Here is a 15684-nt window from a genome sequence, read left to right on the forward strand (position 1 = left end):
AAAAAATAGTCTACTGTGGAACGTAAACAACATATTTCGTTTCAAAGAAATCTTCCTCAAAATAATCTGAAAGCGGATATAATTCTGCTTTCAGTTTTGATTCTTTAATTTCTTCGGTCAAATCTCCACCTTTTAGGTATAAAATTCCATTCGGAATTGCGTTTAAAGAATCCTTTTTGAATTTGCCCTGAATCCAGGGATAAAATTCTCCCAAACGAGTTACTGCTCTAGAAACAATAAAGTTAAATTTATCTTTGATTTGCTCTGCCCTTAAGTGTTCTGCTTTTAAATTATCAAGTCCTAATGCAGATGCAACCTCATTTACAACCTTAATTTTCTTCCCGATAGAATCTACCAGGTAAAATTCTGTATCAGGAAATAAAATAGCCAATGGAATGCCCGGAAAACCACCTCCTGTACCAACATCAAGTACATTTTCCCCTTTTTTAAAATTACAGACTTTTGCTATACCTAAAGAATGTAATACATGGCGTTCGTAAAGCTCCTCAATATCTTTTCTCGAGATTACGTTGATTTGAGCGTTCCAATGGCTATACAAATCGAACAATTGAGAAAACTGTGAAAGTTGCTTTTCTGATAAATCGGGAAAATATTTGAGGATGATATCAGGCTTTATTTCAGACATATTATTTTTATTTCAGGCTTTGCTTTATTTCCAGTTTACTTTTTTCTTTCCAAAAATAGATAAAAAGCCATTTAAGATTAAAAAGAAGAACAAAAGTATATCTAAAATAGGGAACCACCAACGTAAATCTCTATAATTTAAGCGATTTAGCAACTTCGGATAAATTAAACTTCTGATGATAATACTTAATAATAGAATGCCGCCGGCGATATATTTAGCTTCTAAACTAAAGAACATACAAGCTGCAAAAGCGATATAAAACAGAAACTGAAAAACGATTTGAAAAGTGAGTACAAATTTATGCTTAGGCTTGTAAAATTTTCCAGCCCCAAAATGACGCTTTTTTTGTCGCAGATAACCTGCCCAGCTATGATTAGGTTCACTCCAAACCTGGCTATCTTTATTAATTCTTATTTCCGTATTCCTTTTATTTGCATGTGCATTTACAAACAAATCATCATCTCCTGATGGTATATGCATGTGGGCAGCAAAGCCTTTGTTCTTAAAAAATAAAGACTTTTTGTAAGCCATATTTCTACCTACACCCATGTAAGGCATTCCTTTTAAAGCGAAAGCGAGGTAATTTACGGCAGTGAAAAATGTTTCAAAACGAATAAGCGCATTCAATAAACTACGTTTCTTTAAGTAAGGAGAATAGCCGATGACAATTTCAGTCGCTTCATCAGCGGGTTTTTGCATACACCTTATCCAATTATCACTGTCCGGAACACAATCAGCATCTGTAAACACCAGCCAATCGTATTTGGCAGCTTTTATGCCCATTGTAACTGCGAATTTTTTGCCGGCGATAAATTTATCATTATCTAAAATCTTAACAACTTTTAGATTTGGGTGTTGCTTTTCCAGGTGTTCCAAATACTCTTCAGTACCATCCCACGACCTATCATTTACCACCACAACCTCAAATTGAGGGTAATTCTGATTAAAGATTGCCGGTAAGTGCTGCTGCAGATTTTTAATTTCGTTACGGGCACAGATAATTACGCTAACAGGCGCAACAGCAATCTCGGGTACCTCTTTTACAATTACGTTTGCAAGCCTTAGATGTACAAAAAGCACATAATATAATTGAATTAAGAAACAAAATATAAAAAATGAAATCAAACAGATTTCGACAAGGGTTAGTATCACAGCGTTAAAATAAGGAGGCGCAAATTTCTCATTTTAAATCTGCAATACCAGCCTTTTTCTTAAAAAAACATCAACATTATTAGTGAATGTTAGTATTTTGAAAGCAGATATTTTGGCAAATTTTTAATGAAAAGCATTAGTAAGTGGAATTTAGAGCCATGTGTTTATCCATTAAACTGATTTACTGTATATATAGATAAGGCAAATTTGTTACTTTTGCATCCTATATGAAATTTACTTTAAAGGCTAACGACCCATTATCTAAAGCCAGAGCCGGAACTGTAACTACAGCACATGGCGAAATACAAACTCCAATTTTTATGCCTGTTGGCACCGCAGGTACAGTTAAAGCCGTACATCAGCGTGAGCTAGAAAACGATATAAATGCACAAATAATTTTAAGTAATACATATCATCTATATCTAAGACCAGGACTTGACATTTTAGAGGCCGCCGGCGGATTACATAAATTTATTGGATGGGATAGACCGATTTTAACCGATAGTGGTGGTTATCAGGTATATTCTTTAAGTAAAGTTAGAAAGATTAAAGAAGAAGGCGTTACGTTCCACTCTCACATTGATGGCTCTAAACACCTTTTTACGCCAGAATATGCAATGGATATTCAGCGTACTATTGGTGCTGATATTATTATGGCTTTTGATGAGTGTACGCCATATCCATGTGATTACACTTATGCTGCCGAATCCGTAAAAATGACGCACCGTTGGTTAAAACGTTGCTGCACACATTTTGATAACACCGAACCAAAATACGGCTTCGACCAAACATTGTTTCCAATTGTGCAAGGCTCTGTATACAAAGATTTGAGAATTAAATCTGCAGAATTTATTGCAAGTATGAACCGTGAGGGTAATGCAATCGGAGGTTTATCGGTTGGAGAACCTGCTGATGAAATGTATGCAATGACTGAAGTAGTTTGCGACATATTACCTGCTGATAAACCACGTTATTTAATGGGTGTTGGTACTCCAATCAATATACTTGAAAATATTGCCTTAGGTGTAGATATGTTTGATTGTGTTATGCCGACCAGAAACGCCAGAAATGGAATGCTTTTTACCAAAAACGGTATTATTAATATCAGAAATAAAAAGTGGGAAAACGATTTCTCGCCAATTGAGGCTGATAGCGATTTACATGTAGATTTAGTTACCAGTAAGGCATATTTACGTCATTTGGTGCATAGCAATGAAATGCTTGGTGCCCAGATTGCAACATTGCATAATCTTCATTTTTACCTTTGGCTAGTTCAAACTGCAAGAGAGAAGATTATTAGCGGCGAATTTTACGACTGGAAAAACCAAATGGTTAAAGTATTGGGCAATAAATTATAAAATGAACTTAATAAAGGGAAATATAAAAATTATCGACCGCTTTATAATCGGCAAATATTTAGGCACGTTTGTTTATACACTTGCCATTTTTGTGGTTATAATTGTTGTTTTCGATTTATCGGAAAAACTGGATGATTTTTTGAAAAGTGGATTAAGCTTTTGGGGTGTTTTAACTAAATACTACGCAGGCTCTATTCCGTTTTACATTAATATGCTTTCGCCTTTAATTAACTTTATTGCCGTTATTTTCTTTACCGCAAAAATGGCCGATCAAACCGAAATTGTACCAATTTTGAGCGGCGGAGTGAGTTTCAACAGGTTCTTATGGCCATATTTTATTTCTGCTAGTGTAATTTTCTCCGCAAATTTATTATCGAATTTATACATACTTCCCTATACCAATACTTTAAAAAATAGTTTCGAAAATACTTATGTAAAGCGCAACGACCCATCAACAAAAGCGAATATCCACATGAAATTGGATAACAAAACGTATATCTATATACAGAGTTTCGATAATAAAACCAATTATGGTTATCGCTTTTCTCTTGATAATTTTGATGGCGATGTGCTAACCAAAAAGATTATTGCAGAAAACATAAAATGGGATTCAACCAAGCGAAAATGGCAGTTGAGCAATTACACAATCCGTAATATAAATGGATTGAAGGAAAGTATGATTTACGGAAGTGGAAAGCTTAAAGACACTATTTTAGATATGCGTCCGGATGACTTTTCTGCTTATGATAACGTGGTTCAAAACCTATCCACTACCGAACTTTCTGAGAAAATCAGAAAAGAAAAAATCCGTGGAACGGGAATTATGAACGACCTAAAATTTGAGCAGTATAAACGCTATCTGCATCCCCTATCGGCCTTTGTTTTAACGCTCATAGGAGTGGCATTGTCTTCTAGAAAAGTGCGTGGCGGTGTAGGTGTATCTTTAGGTATTGGTATCTTCTTTAGCTTCGCTTATATTGTGTTTAATCAGTTTACACAAATGTTTTCTACTAAAGGTGGTTTACCGCCATTTATTGCGGTATTATCGCCAACAATAGTATTTGGTTTGTTAGGATTTTTTCTGTTGAAACGTGCGCCGAAATAGCATGGAAGCAAATAAAAAAAATCTACTTATTCTTCATGCAACAGTGTTTGTTTGGGGTTTTACAGGTGTGCTTGGCAAGGTAATTTCTATTGATGCCGTACCAATGGTTTGGTACCGGGTTTTGATTGCAACATCAACACTTTTTGTATGGTTTCTAATAACCAAAAAAAGCATCAAAGTAACCAAAAAACAATTCATTCAATTCTTTTTAACAGGCGGAATTGTAGCCATTCATTGGATATTTTTCTTCCATGCAATTAAGGTTTCTACAGTTTCTGTAACGCTAGTTTGCTTATCGTCTTTTACATTATTTACAGCAATTTTAGAACCTTTAATTAAAAAACAACCCATTTATGGCGGCGATATTTTAGTTGGCTTACTAATTATTGCCGGTATTTATATGATATTTAAATTCGAAAGCCAGTACACTTTAGGTATTATTTTCGGATTAATGGCAGCCGTTGCATCGAGTTTATTTTCTACCATAAATTCTACACTTGTTCAAAAAAGCGAGCCCGCAATTATTGGATTTTACGAATTAATTGGTGGCCTATTCTGGATTACCATTTACCGTTTTTATGATGGTTCTTTCACCTCAATGCCATTTAATTTAAGTGGAAAAGACTGGTTTTATTTAACAATTTTAGGCACATTTTGCACCTCGGTTGCTTACGTTGCAGGCGTATCTGTAATGAGAACATTATCGGCATTTCGTGTTGCACTAGTTACCAATTTAGAACCAGTTTACGGGATTATTCTGGCTTATATTTTCTTTCAAAATAAAGAACAAATGAGTACTGGTTTTTACTTCGGAGCAGTCATCATTTTAGCTTCTATCTTCCTATATCCAATCTACAAGAACAGAAAAAATCATCGTTAAATCCAGATGATTTAATAAGTATTTTTTTCACAAATTTTTATTACTGATTGCGGTAATTTTCTGTCGAGATTTTTATAAAAATAAGCCAGCTCTGCATTTTAGAATTTCGATTTATCATTACCTGATGCAAGTTAAAAAGCAGAGAAAATAGAGGGGATATTCACTACATTTCTTTATAATTTTCTCAGGTAAAAGCAGTCAAAAATGACTGATAATATTGTTCAAAAGCTATCCTTTAACCTCTGGTTTTTAGCCGTTTTCAGCTTAATTCAGGTATAATCTGTATAAAATTATTAAAGCAAAAATACAATACAGGTAATTAGTTAAGCAACTTAAAATCAGTTATTTATATACATTTTTATAAAATTCTAAATTGTGGAGATTCACATCACCCGCAAGCAAATATGAGCAGGAAAACGGATTATGATGCCTAATTTCATACCAAAAACTGAACAAAATCTTGAAAAAAACATACAGCAAACATAAAATTTCAGAGGTAAAAACAGAGACTTATATTCAAAATAACAACCTAACAAACACAAAAATTTAATCTTAATGTTAAAAACGAGCGCAATTATTTGAATGAAATTTTTGCTCCTTTTAGACAAAAACCCAATATCTAGTTTGGTTTGACAAATGCTTACACAATTTAAAAAGCAGACATTTAGTCAGCATCTCTATTTTTTAAGATTACTAATAAATGGCTGAAAAAACATATCGTAGCAAAAACTTGTTGTAGATATAAAGCGGTAATCTATTGAAAATTAAAACCGAAAAATTGTTCATAAAATCAGTGTAAAACATAAATCTAAAATGCAGCATACGTGATGAAAAAAATTGCACGAAATATATTGAAAATCCTAAGTTAATCTTGCAAAAAATTCTAATAAAATGCACAAAAAATAACTGATTGATGTTGAAGCTTTGGTAATCTAAAAGCTGATTGTTGTAAAAAATCTCCCAAGAATTCGGATTAATAAGTGTAAATTTAAGCATTGAAAATTATCAAAATATTTATCCGACTAAAGCCATCGAAAAAGCTTTACAACAATAAAAAAGAGCGCTATTACAACCTACATTTTTTATTTTTTATAATATTATAAATCAATAAAAATCAAACACTTATAATAATATATATAAATTTTAATTTTAATAAGATAGCATGTCAAATTTTGATTAATACTAAATATTTTAGCAAAACATATAAATGATTTACAATTTATACTTTAAAAAATTAATTATCAGATACTTATCTTTAATTACATTAAGTTCTGTTTCAATACCCGTTTTTGGGCAAATATTCAGCAGTGCCCAAAACCCACTTAGTGTAAAATGGAACTACATCCAGGCTAAAGGCTTCAAAATCATCTATCCTAAAGAATTAGAAAATGAAGCCCAAAGAATGGCTAATACCCTACCCTTCATATATACTAAAGTTGGATTTAGCTTAAGGCAACAAAAGACCTCCATCCCACTGCTGTTACAGAATAGAGGAACCATCGCAAATGGCTTTGTTCAGCTTGCTCCAAAGAAGTCTGAATTTTACGCTACACCACCACAATATTTCGATAGTCAGGATTGGTTAAATAACCTTGCTGTTCACGAACTTCGACACGCTGCACAATTTGACAAATTGACAGGAAACCAAAAACATCCTTTTCCGGAGTTGGTTTACTTTGCTTATTTCGGGGCAGCTTTACCGATATGGTTTTTTGAAGGAGATGCGGTAGTTAATGAGACTGCCCTAACCCAATCTGGCAGGGGAAGACAGCCAAGATGGATCATGCCTTTTAGAACCTCACTTTTAGAAGGAAAAAAATTTTCTTATAGTAAAGCTTATTTTGGCTCGAATAAAGATGCCACACCTGGCTACTACCAAACGGGATATTTAATGGTAGCTGATATGAAAGAAAGATATGGAAAATTTATTTCAGACAGCCTGCTATCAGACATAAAAAAAAGACCGTTAAGACTCTATCCATTTGCTCAGAGCTTGAAAAAAATTACGGGCAAAAACACAAAAAATTATTTCCTTTCTACACAAAATAAAATCGCAGAAAACTGGAAAGCACAGGCAGATAAAATTCAAGCAGAAAACTATAAAAGTTTAAACAAAAAAACATCCCTTGCCACCAATTATTTCTTACCTGTTCGCATCAACAAAAATCAGATTTTAGCACTGAAAGAAAGCAAACAAGATGCCCGGTATTTTGTTCTTGTAAATGATGATAAAACTGAGCAAAGGTTATTTGGAATTGGCTATCAGGAGCAGCCATGGTTTAGTTATAAAAATAATGTTTTAGTATGGGACGAAATCCGCTACGACCCACGCTATAAACAGAGAAGCTACAGCGTAATCTGTTCGTATAATTTTAAAACTAAAAAATTTAAAAAACTAAGTAGCCAAAGTCGTATCTTCTCCCCTAGCCTGTCCAATGATGGAACAAAAATTATCGCCGCTAAAGTTGAACTTAACAACCAATTCAATCTTATAGAAATTGATGCTTCAAGTGGCGCCATTTTAAAAACCTATCCAAATCCTGAAAATGAAATTCTGCAAACTCCGGCTTTTGATAAAAGCGGAAATCGAATTACATACATCAGCGTAAGCGAAAATGGAAAAAGTTTATGGTTGATAGAGGGCAATAAAAAAACCCGTTTAATTTTTAACAGCAGGCAGCAACTTAGCCGGCCAATTTTTATTGGTAAAAACATTGCATTTAATGCGCACTTTAATGGTATCGATAACATTTACAGTATCGATATCCTTTCGAAAAAAATTACCGCCCTCAGTAATTCTAAATATGGTGCCTTTAATGCATCAGAAACAGAAGATGGAAAAATTATTTTTAACGATTATAAAATCAATGGTTATGAAATTGCCGAGCAAACTAAAACGGAGAAACCTGTAGGTAAAGATATTTTTATTGATTTTTCTGCCGCAGCCGAAAAGCAGGAAAACGTTGGCAATGTTTTTAAAAATATTCCAGATAGCGCATATCAATCTAAACCTTTTCATCAGGGTTTAAACCTGTTCAGTTTCCACAGCATCATTCCGGTTATAGATAACGAATATGTATTCGGTTTGGAACTTCAATCCAACAATTTATTAAACACCATGAACTTTTACACAGGTGTAAAATACCACCGGGATTTAAAGCGATTTGAATACACAGCAGATATTAGCTATAAAGCACTTTACCCAATTTTAAGCTTACAATACCGCAACAGACCAAGAAGAACGTTCTATCAAACTAAAAACAATATCCAGCAGGGAGATTGGAGAGAACAATATTACAAACTTAATGCATCAGTACCCATTTCGTTTAACGCTCGCAATAGTACGTATGCTTTTACGCTCAACACGGCAACTTCTTTTACGCAGCGTTATTTAACAGAAAACATGCCTGCTAGTTTTATTCGCCAGGTAAAATTCCCTATGGAATATAATTTAACTTTTAACCACAGCGTAAATACAACCGAAAGAGATATTGCACCGCGATGGGCACAAATATTTAGAGCAACATACAATCATCAACCTTTTGATAAAAACCTTGGCGGCGAGATTTTAGCTTTAGAAAGTTTTCTTTACTTCCCTGGTTTTGCAAAAAATCATTCATTTTTGGCAAGTTTCAATTATCAAAAAGCAAGTGGTGTAAATCAGTACGCTACAGAAATTGCAACTGTATATGGCTACAATAACATTTTAGCAAGAAATAAATTGCAAAACACAATGCTTATCAATTATCGCTTTCCATTTGCCTTTCCCGATTGGGAATTAAGCTCTATTGCCTATGTTAGAAATTTTAGAGCGGGTTTGTTTTGCCATTACGAAAACATAGGTATTAACACCAGAATTACCGAACCAAAAACTTACGGCGTAGAAATAAATAGTAAATTAAACCTTTTGCGGTATCAACCTGTTGTAGATGTTGGCGCAAGATTAGTTTTCGTTAACAAAATTTACAACCAAAACCCGATATTAGAATTTTCATTTAATTACAGCTTTTAAAACCATGAGCGGAAAAACCATTTTTATAATCGTACTAACGGCACTTCTAACAGCATTTTTATTTCTAAATAGCGATGAAGTTCTATTTAATTTCATTGTTGTAAACGATGTTTTAGTATCCAAACTGCTGGTAATCGGCGTTTGTGTGCTCATTGGCTTTATCATCGGCTTTATTGTTGGTCGCCCTCGTAAAACAATAAGCAGCTATGATGCCGAAATAGAAAAAAACAAGCCGGTTTTAAATAAGAAAGAGTTAACCGACGAAGACAAGGATTATATTTCTTAATTTATATTTTGAAAAGCAAAGCCTGTACTTCGATTTAATGCTGCCCGGGCCTTGCGCTAAATCTTTTTGGCCCTTAAAGAAACTTACGAAGTTTAATGCCGTTATGCTTTGTCAAACTTCGTAAGTTGGCCAACAGCTGCCAAAAAGGATATCGCTTCAATCCCGTTTATTGGGCAAGGCAATTTATAACTATTGAAGTTAGCTTAGCAAAATACTCCAACTATGCCAAGGCCGTCATAATTTCTCCGTAAAGCAAACCGCTTCCGCCACCATAATGCTGAATAATTTTTACATCAGGTTTTAAAGCAATTATATTCGATCTAAGCGCCTTTTCGCATTCCAGACTTATTCCATTACCCAAAAGAACCAAATCTACCTTCTGCGCTTTTAAAATCGAAATTGCTTCTTCATCAGAACAAACGCAAATGCCTTTCCATTCTGGTCGGGCATTAAGCAAGCGGTTCATTACAACCGTAATTTCTGTATCTCTGCCAATGTAAAGTATGGTTGTTTGCATATTTCCAAAACTGTAAACCTCATAGGTTTTAAAACCTATGAGGTTTGGTAAAAATAATTATTATCTTAACTTAATTCCATCGGTACATCCATCAACAAAACTTCTGCACCTTCAGTATTTGCCTTAAAACTAATACTATCGGTATCCCAAATACCTAAACCATCTCTCTTGCTTAAAGTTTGTCCGTTAATGGTAACTTCTCCGCTAATTACGAAAGCGTAAACACCATTGCCGGCTTTTTTCACTTTATATTCCGTTTCAAAGCCTTCATCAAATTTACCTAAAGAAAACCAGGCATCCTGATGAATCCAAACGCCTTCATCATCTTGATTTGGCGACAAAATTTGCTGGAAATTGTTCTGACGGGCATCTACATCTAAAGCCAATTGGTCGTAACGTGGTGTTACATTTTTTTTGTTAGGGAATAACCAAATTTGCAATAAACTTAGTTTTTCGTCTTCCAAAGCATTAAATTCGCTATGACTTACGCCTGTACCGGCGCTCATTACCTGAATTTCTCCACTTTTTATTACCGCCGAGTTACCCATGCTATCTTTGTGCGCAATGGCTCCGGCTAATGGAATCGTAATAATTTCCATATTATCATGCGGATGTGCTCCAAAACCCATTCCACCATCAATCAAGTCATCATTTAAAACCCGCAAAACGCCAAAGTGCATTCTTTCAGGGTTGTAATAATTAGCAAAGCTGAATGAATGATGAGCATTTAACCAACCATGGTTTGCATGGCCTCTGGTGTTTTCTTTGTGCAAAATAAACTGTGACATAAATTTCCTTTCTTGTTTATGATACAAATTTACTGCAGGTTTTAAACCTGCGCATTGATGTAGGGTAAGTAATATCAGGATTATCGGATGTTAGGATTAAAAGATTGTGGCTATTAATGTTATAGCTAAGAAGAATTGGACTTCTTATTGTTCAAAAAGGCGAGTTTGAGTTTTTAGCAACTAACTGAGTTAAATAAACCAGATTGTAGTGGAAAGACTTTTTAATTTGCAGCAACCCTGAATACATTGTCATGCTGAGGTACGAAGTATCTGCAGCCGATGAAACAGATGCTTCGTGCCTCAGCATGACAGTGAGTATTAAAAAGCTTGAAACAAAAAGCGGGGGCTATCGTAACCAATGCCCCACTGTTATTGCTTTTCAAAAAACGTAATCTGTAAATCTAAAATCGTAATTACGATAGTGCTTGCTCAATATCAGCCAAAATATCATTTATATGCTCTAAACCGATTGATAAACGGATAGAACCCTGCTCGATACCAACAATATTGCGCTCCTCTTCGCTTAGCTTACTGTGTGTACTCGTAGCCGGATGCGTTGCAATTGAGCGTGTATCTGCAAGGTTAGCCGAAATAGAGAACATTTTTAGTCCGTCCATAAATTTACGGGCGCCTTCTACGCCACCATCAACAACGATGGTAACAATACCACCGCCTTGTTTCATTTGCTTTTTAGCAATTTCATACTGCGGATGCGATGGCAGGAAAGGATATTTAACCAATTTAATTTTTGGATGTTTCTCTAAATATTCGGCTACTTTCAGTGCATTTTCGCAATGGCGATCCATACGAACAGCCAGCGTTTCTAAACTTTTTGATAAAATCCATGCGTTAAATGGTGATAAAGCCGGACCACTGTGGCGGGCAAAACCAATAACTTCGGCTATTAACTCTTTAGCACCTAAAATAATGCCGCCTAAAACACGCCCTTGTCCATCACTATATTTAGTAGCCGAATGGATAGAAATATGTGCGCCAAGCTTAATTGGCTGCTGCAAATATGGTGTGGCGAAGCAATTATCTACCACTAAAAGCTGATTGTATTTTTTGGCTAAATCGCCCAGAAATGCCAAATCAATAATATCAATACCTGGATTTGAAGGCGTTTCTACAAATATCATTTTCGTATTCGGTTTAATCAAACCTTCCCAGTCTTGTGGTTTATCTAAATCTGCATAATCGAAAGTAACACCCCATTTAGAAAAAACATTAGTTAATAATTGGTGGGTAGATCCAAAAACCGAGCGACTGGAAACAATATGGTCGCCAGCTTTTAAAAATGCACCGAACGTTGTAAAAATAGCAGCCATTCCGGTTGCAGTTGCAAATCCATCTTCGGCGCCTTCAAGCAAACACATTTTCTCAATAAATTCTGATGTATTTGGATTTGAATAGCGGCTGTACACATTGCCTTCTTTCTCGTTGGCAAATAAAGCACGCATTTCTTCTGCATCATCAAATTTATAACTCGATGTTAAGTAAATTGGCGCAGAATGCTCTTTGTGTGAACTGCGTTCTGTTTGAGTGCGTATTGCTATGGTTTCAAAATTCTGGGATTTCATTTTTTAGTATCAAGATTTGAGTATCAAGTATCAAGATTAGCTGCCGAGTGTCAAGAACTTGTCTTGCTACTCGATACTTGCTACTTACTACTATTTATTTTATATGTAAAGTTAATTTTTGCAGAGCGGCCTAAAATATTTGATACCGAGCAATACTTATCGAATGTCATAGCTAACGCCCGTTCTACTTTTGGGGAGCTTAAATCGCCAAATAGTTCGAAGTGAATGTTAATAACATCAAAAATCGGCGGCATTTCTTCATCTTTTCGTGTTGCATTAATGGCAATTTTAATATCGGCTAAAGGTTCCTTTTGCTTGGTTAACACATTTACCATGTCAATACCACTACAGCCGCCAAGTCCAACAAGAAGCATTTCCATTGGCCTAAAACCTTTACCCTCGCCACCTATTGCAGCCTTAGCATCCAATTCTACAGTAAAACCGCTTTCATTTTCTGCCTCGAAATTAAATTTCCCGCTTTTGCGGATGAGATTTATAGTCATATTGTTAGTATCAAAGCCCCACCCCAACCCTCCCCAGAAGGGAGGGAGCGTAAGACGTTCATGTTAGTTTCAAGTGTTGAGTATAAAGTGTTAAGCCATAAACCTTATAACCTTTTACCTTTTATGTATCTAGTAATAAGACCTTAAGCGATACACCATACGACCCTCTACCTTTGTTAAGTATCGAGTGATAAGACCTTAAGCCATAAACCTTAAAACCTTTTACCTTTATTAAGTATCTAGTAATAAAACCTTAAACCATACACCTTACAACCTTTTACCTTTATTAAGTATCTAGTAATAAGACCTTAAGCCATAAACCCTACAACCTTTTACCTTTGTTAAATATTATAATAAACTAAATTGTCTTTTTCCAGTTCGGGCAGTTTAACGGGTTGGTTAAAAATTGCAAAAACCGACGAACCGCTGCCACTCATTAAAGCGAATGTTGCGCCTGCATCGTATAAACTGGTTTTTATTTGATGAATTTGGGGATATTTCGCGAATACCGATGACTCGAAATCGTTGATAACCTTACTCTTCCATGTTGTTAAGGGCAAATGTATGATTTCTTTTAGGCTTTGCAAAGGCTTTTGAGGTTTTACTAACGCATAAGCATCGGCTGTGCTTACGTGTACAGGCGGTTTTACCAAAACTTTAAACCAGGCTGACAAATCTATTTCACATTTTTCAAATTCATCGCCTTTATTAAATGCATAAACAGGTTTATTCTGAATAAAAAAGGCACAATCTGCCCCAAGTTTTCGGGCATAATCTTCCATTTGATTGTTGCTCAATTTCAAATCAAACTTGTCATTAATTAATTTGATAACGAAAGCACAATCTGCCGAGCCACCACCCAAGCCTGCACCTACCGGAATATTTTTCATTAAATTTATTTGCTGCGCAGGTATAGCATAATCAGCCTTAATTAAATTATAAGCCTGTACACATAAATTGTTGTTTGCATCTCCAGGTATATCAATTCCATGAATTTTACAGGTAGTTATATCGGCATCAACAATCTCCACCGCATCTTTAATTTGGATTGGATAAAAAACCGTTTCCAGATTATGGTAACCATCCGAACGTTTTTCGGTAATATGTAAGCCTAAATTTATTTTTGCGTTTGGAAAGGACAGCATTTTAGTATTATATAGTTAGTATCGGGTATCAAGGTTTTCTTTCTACCGCCTCTACATAGCGCAAACATACAAAAGTGTTTTTAGTGATTTATGTTTCTTTACAATTCTTAAACCGAATTTGAAGCGCAAAACCTGTAACCCTATTTAAGTTTGTTCCTGTGTTTCGCTTTTACGCCTGCCTGCCTGGTAGGCAGGCTTCGCTTCGCCGTGCCTCCTCGCTGCGGGGTAATCGCTGCACCCAGGGCTATGAAGCAAATTTATGCAACTATTTAAGTTTCAAAAAAAACCCTTACGGCTAATATCATTTCAATGTTAGTAAGTATTAAGTGTGCATAAAAATGCGCTTCAACAAATCATAAATTTTCGATATTTGTAGCTGATTATTTATTTATTTAAGATTTTGGAAGTTCCGATTAATCGGGATTAGGGATATATGAAACAATATTTAGATTTAATGCAGCATGTGCTGGATACCGGCGCACAAAAACACGACCGTACGGGAACTGGAACCATTAGCGTTTTTGGCTACCAAATGCGTTTTAATTTGCAGGAAGGTTTTCCGATGGTTACCACAAAGAAATTGCATTTAAAATCTATTATTCATGAATTAATCTGGTTTTTAACCGGCGATACAAACATTAAATACCTTAAAGATAACGGCGTTAGAATTTGGGATGAATGGGCAGATGAAGATGGAAACCTCGGTCCGGTTTATGGTTCGCAGTGGAGAAGCTGGCCAACACCAGATGGAAAACACATCGACCAGATTAAAAACATCATCAACACGATAAAAAACAACCCAGATTCGCGTAGAATTATAGTATCTGCGTGGAATGTGGCGGAAATCGAAAATATGGCTTTGCCGCCTTGCCATGCTTTTTTTCAGTTTTATGTAGCCGACGGCAAACTGAGTTGCCAACTATATCAACGCAGTGCTGATATTTTTCTTGGTGTGCCTTTTAATATTGCTTCTTACGCATTATTAACGATGATGGTTGCGCAGGTTTGCGGTTTAGAAGCCGGAGATTTTGTACACACTTTAGGCGATGCACATTTATACAATAACCACATTGAGCAAGCGAATTTACAACTAAGTCGTGAGCCAAAACCATTGCCCACAATGAAAATTAATCCTGATGTGAAAAGCATCTTCGACTTTAAGTTTGAAGATTTTACATTAGAGAATTACGAAGCGCATCCACATATTAAGGGTATAGTGGCTGTCTAGTTGATTCGCTCAATAGTTCATTGGTATCATTAGGCTAAGTGTTTATTTAAAAAATCTCTATTCAATTTCATCCTTATAATTAATGTGTAAACAAGATAATTATGAGTTATAATCGAATTGAAGATTTAGAAGTTTATATTCTTGCTGAAGATTTATCAAATGAAATTTGGGATATTACAACGCAATGGGACTTTTTTGCCAAAGACACTGTAGGGAAGCAGATTTGCAGAGCTGCAGATTCGATTAGTGCAAACATAGCTGAGGGTTATGGACGTTTTCATTTCAAGGAAAATAAAAATTTCTGTTATTACAGCAGGGGTTCTATTTTGGAAACTAAATCTTTTTTGAGAAAAATGAAACATAGGGGTTTGGTTAGCGAAGAAATTTATAACCAACTTTTTAGTAAGCTCGAAATAATACACATTAAGCTTAATGCTTATTTAAAATATATTGGAAAGAAATCTTCTGGTACTAAACCATGAAC

General features: G+C 35.2%; 14 protein-coding genes. 7 read left to right on the top strand and 7 right to left on the bottom strand.

The genetic code is table 11. The features are described 5' to 3' along the window. Positions 1 to 10: 10 nt before the first annotated feature. Positions 11 to 646 (bottom strand): 16S rRNA (guanine(527)-N(7))-methyltransferase RsmG, encoded by a 636-nt coding sequence (gene rsmG / locus LUA86_RS17465; RefSeq protein ID WP_231465184.1) that lies wholly within the window; start codon positions 644 to 646, stop codon positions 11 to 13. A gap of 24 nt (positions 647 to 670) precedes the next feature. Next, on the bottom strand, positions 671 to 1726 hold the full coding sequence (locus LUA86_RS17470) for a glycosyltransferase (RefSeq protein WP_231465186.1): 1056 nt from the start codon (positions 1724 to 1726) through the stop codon (positions 671 to 673). 299 nt (positions 1727 to 2025) lie between these two features. On the opposite strand from LUA86_RS17470, the gene tgt reads away from it, so the two are divergent. From tgt to LUA86_RS17495, 5 genes are all read left to right on the top strand, one after another. Next, the gene (gene tgt / locus LUA86_RS17475; RefSeq protein WP_231465188.1) at positions 2026 to 3156 is read left to right on the top strand and encodes a tRNA guanosine(34) transglycosylase Tgt; all 1131 of its coding nucleotides are present in this window, start codon (positions 2026 to 2028) and stop codon (positions 3154 to 3156) included. Between the two features lies 1 nt (position 3157). After that, positions 3158 to 4261, top strand: coding sequence for an LptF/LptG family permease (locus tag LUA86_RS17480; RefSeq protein WP_231465190.1), 1104 nt, complete (start codon positions 3158 to 3160; stop codon positions 4259 to 4261). A 1-nt stretch (position 4262) separates the two neighbouring features. Continuing rightward, on the top strand, positions 4263 to 5141 hold the full coding sequence (locus LUA86_RS17485; protein ID WP_231465192.1) for a DMT family transporter: 879 nt from the start codon (positions 4263 to 4265) through the stop codon (positions 5139 to 5141). Between the two features lie 1207 nt (positions 5142 to 6348). Beyond that, positions 6349 to 9153 carry a hypothetical protein gene (locus LUA86_RS17490; protein WP_231465194.1) on the top strand — a complete coding sequence of 935 codons (2805 nt, stop codon included), beginning with the start codon at positions 6349 to 6351 and terminating at the stop codon, positions 9151 to 9153. A gap of 4 nt (positions 9154 to 9157) precedes the next feature. Then, the gene (locus LUA86_RS17495; RefSeq protein WP_231465197.1) at positions 9158 to 9439 is read left to right on the top strand and encodes a hypothetical protein; all 282 of its coding nucleotides are present in this window, start codon (positions 9158 to 9160) and stop codon (positions 9437 to 9439) included. A gap of 220 nt (positions 9440 to 9659) precedes the next feature. On the opposite strand, the gene LUA86_RS17500 is transcribed toward LUA86_RS17495, so the two are convergent. The 5 genes from LUA86_RS17500 to ispE all read right to left on the bottom strand — a co-directional run bounded on the left by LUA86_RS17500 (position 9660) and on the right by ispE (position 13972). Continuing rightward, positions 9660 to 9956 carry a hypothetical protein gene (locus LUA86_RS17500; RefSeq protein WP_231465199.1) on the bottom strand — a complete coding sequence of 99 codons (297 nt, stop codon included), beginning with the start codon at positions 9954 to 9956 and terminating at the stop codon, positions 9660 to 9662. Positions 9957 to 10021: 65 nt separating this feature from the next. After that, positions 10022 to 10744 (bottom strand): pirin family protein, encoded by a 723-nt coding sequence (locus LUA86_RS17505; RefSeq protein ID WP_231465201.1) that lies wholly within the window; start codon positions 10742 to 10744, stop codon positions 10022 to 10024. A gap of 413 nt (positions 10745 to 11157) precedes the next feature. Continuing rightward, complete coding sequence (locus tag LUA86_RS17510) at positions 11158 to 12324, bottom strand: PLP-dependent aspartate aminotransferase family protein (protein WP_231465203.1); 1167 nt, start codon at positions 12322 to 12324, stop codon at positions 11158 to 11160. An 80-nt stretch (positions 12325 to 12404) separates the two neighbouring features. Continuing rightward, a complete protein-coding gene (locus LUA86_RS17515) occupies positions 12405 to 12827 on the bottom strand; it encodes an OsmC family protein (RefSeq protein ID WP_231465205.1) in 423 nt (140 codons plus the stop codon). A 341-nt stretch (positions 12828 to 13168) separates the two neighbouring features. Beyond that, the gene (gene ispE, locus LUA86_RS17520) at positions 13169 to 13972 is read right to left on the bottom strand and encodes a 4-(cytidine 5'-diphospho)-2-C-methyl-D-erythritol kinase (RefSeq protein WP_231465207.1); all 804 of its coding nucleotides are present in this window, start codon (positions 13970 to 13972) and stop codon (positions 13169 to 13171) included. A 433-nt stretch (positions 13973 to 14405) separates the two neighbouring features. On the opposite strand from ispE, the gene LUA86_RS17525 reads away from it, so the two are divergent. Further along, a complete protein-coding gene (locus LUA86_RS17525) occupies positions 14406 to 15200 on the top strand; it encodes a thymidylate synthase (RefSeq protein WP_231465209.1) in 795 nt (264 codons plus the stop codon). Between the two features lie 101 nt (positions 15201 to 15301). Then, positions 15302 to 15682 (top strand): four helix bundle protein, encoded by a 381-nt coding sequence (locus LUA86_RS17530; RefSeq protein ID WP_231465211.1) that lies wholly within the window; start codon positions 15302 to 15304, stop codon positions 15680 to 15682. Positions 15683 to 15684 lie beyond the last annotated feature (2 nt).

This window comes from Pedobacter sp. Leaf132 (assembly GCF_920984695.1).
Classification (GTDB): domain Bacteria; phylum Bacteroidota; class Bacteroidia; order Sphingobacteriales; family Sphingobacteriaceae; genus Pedobacter.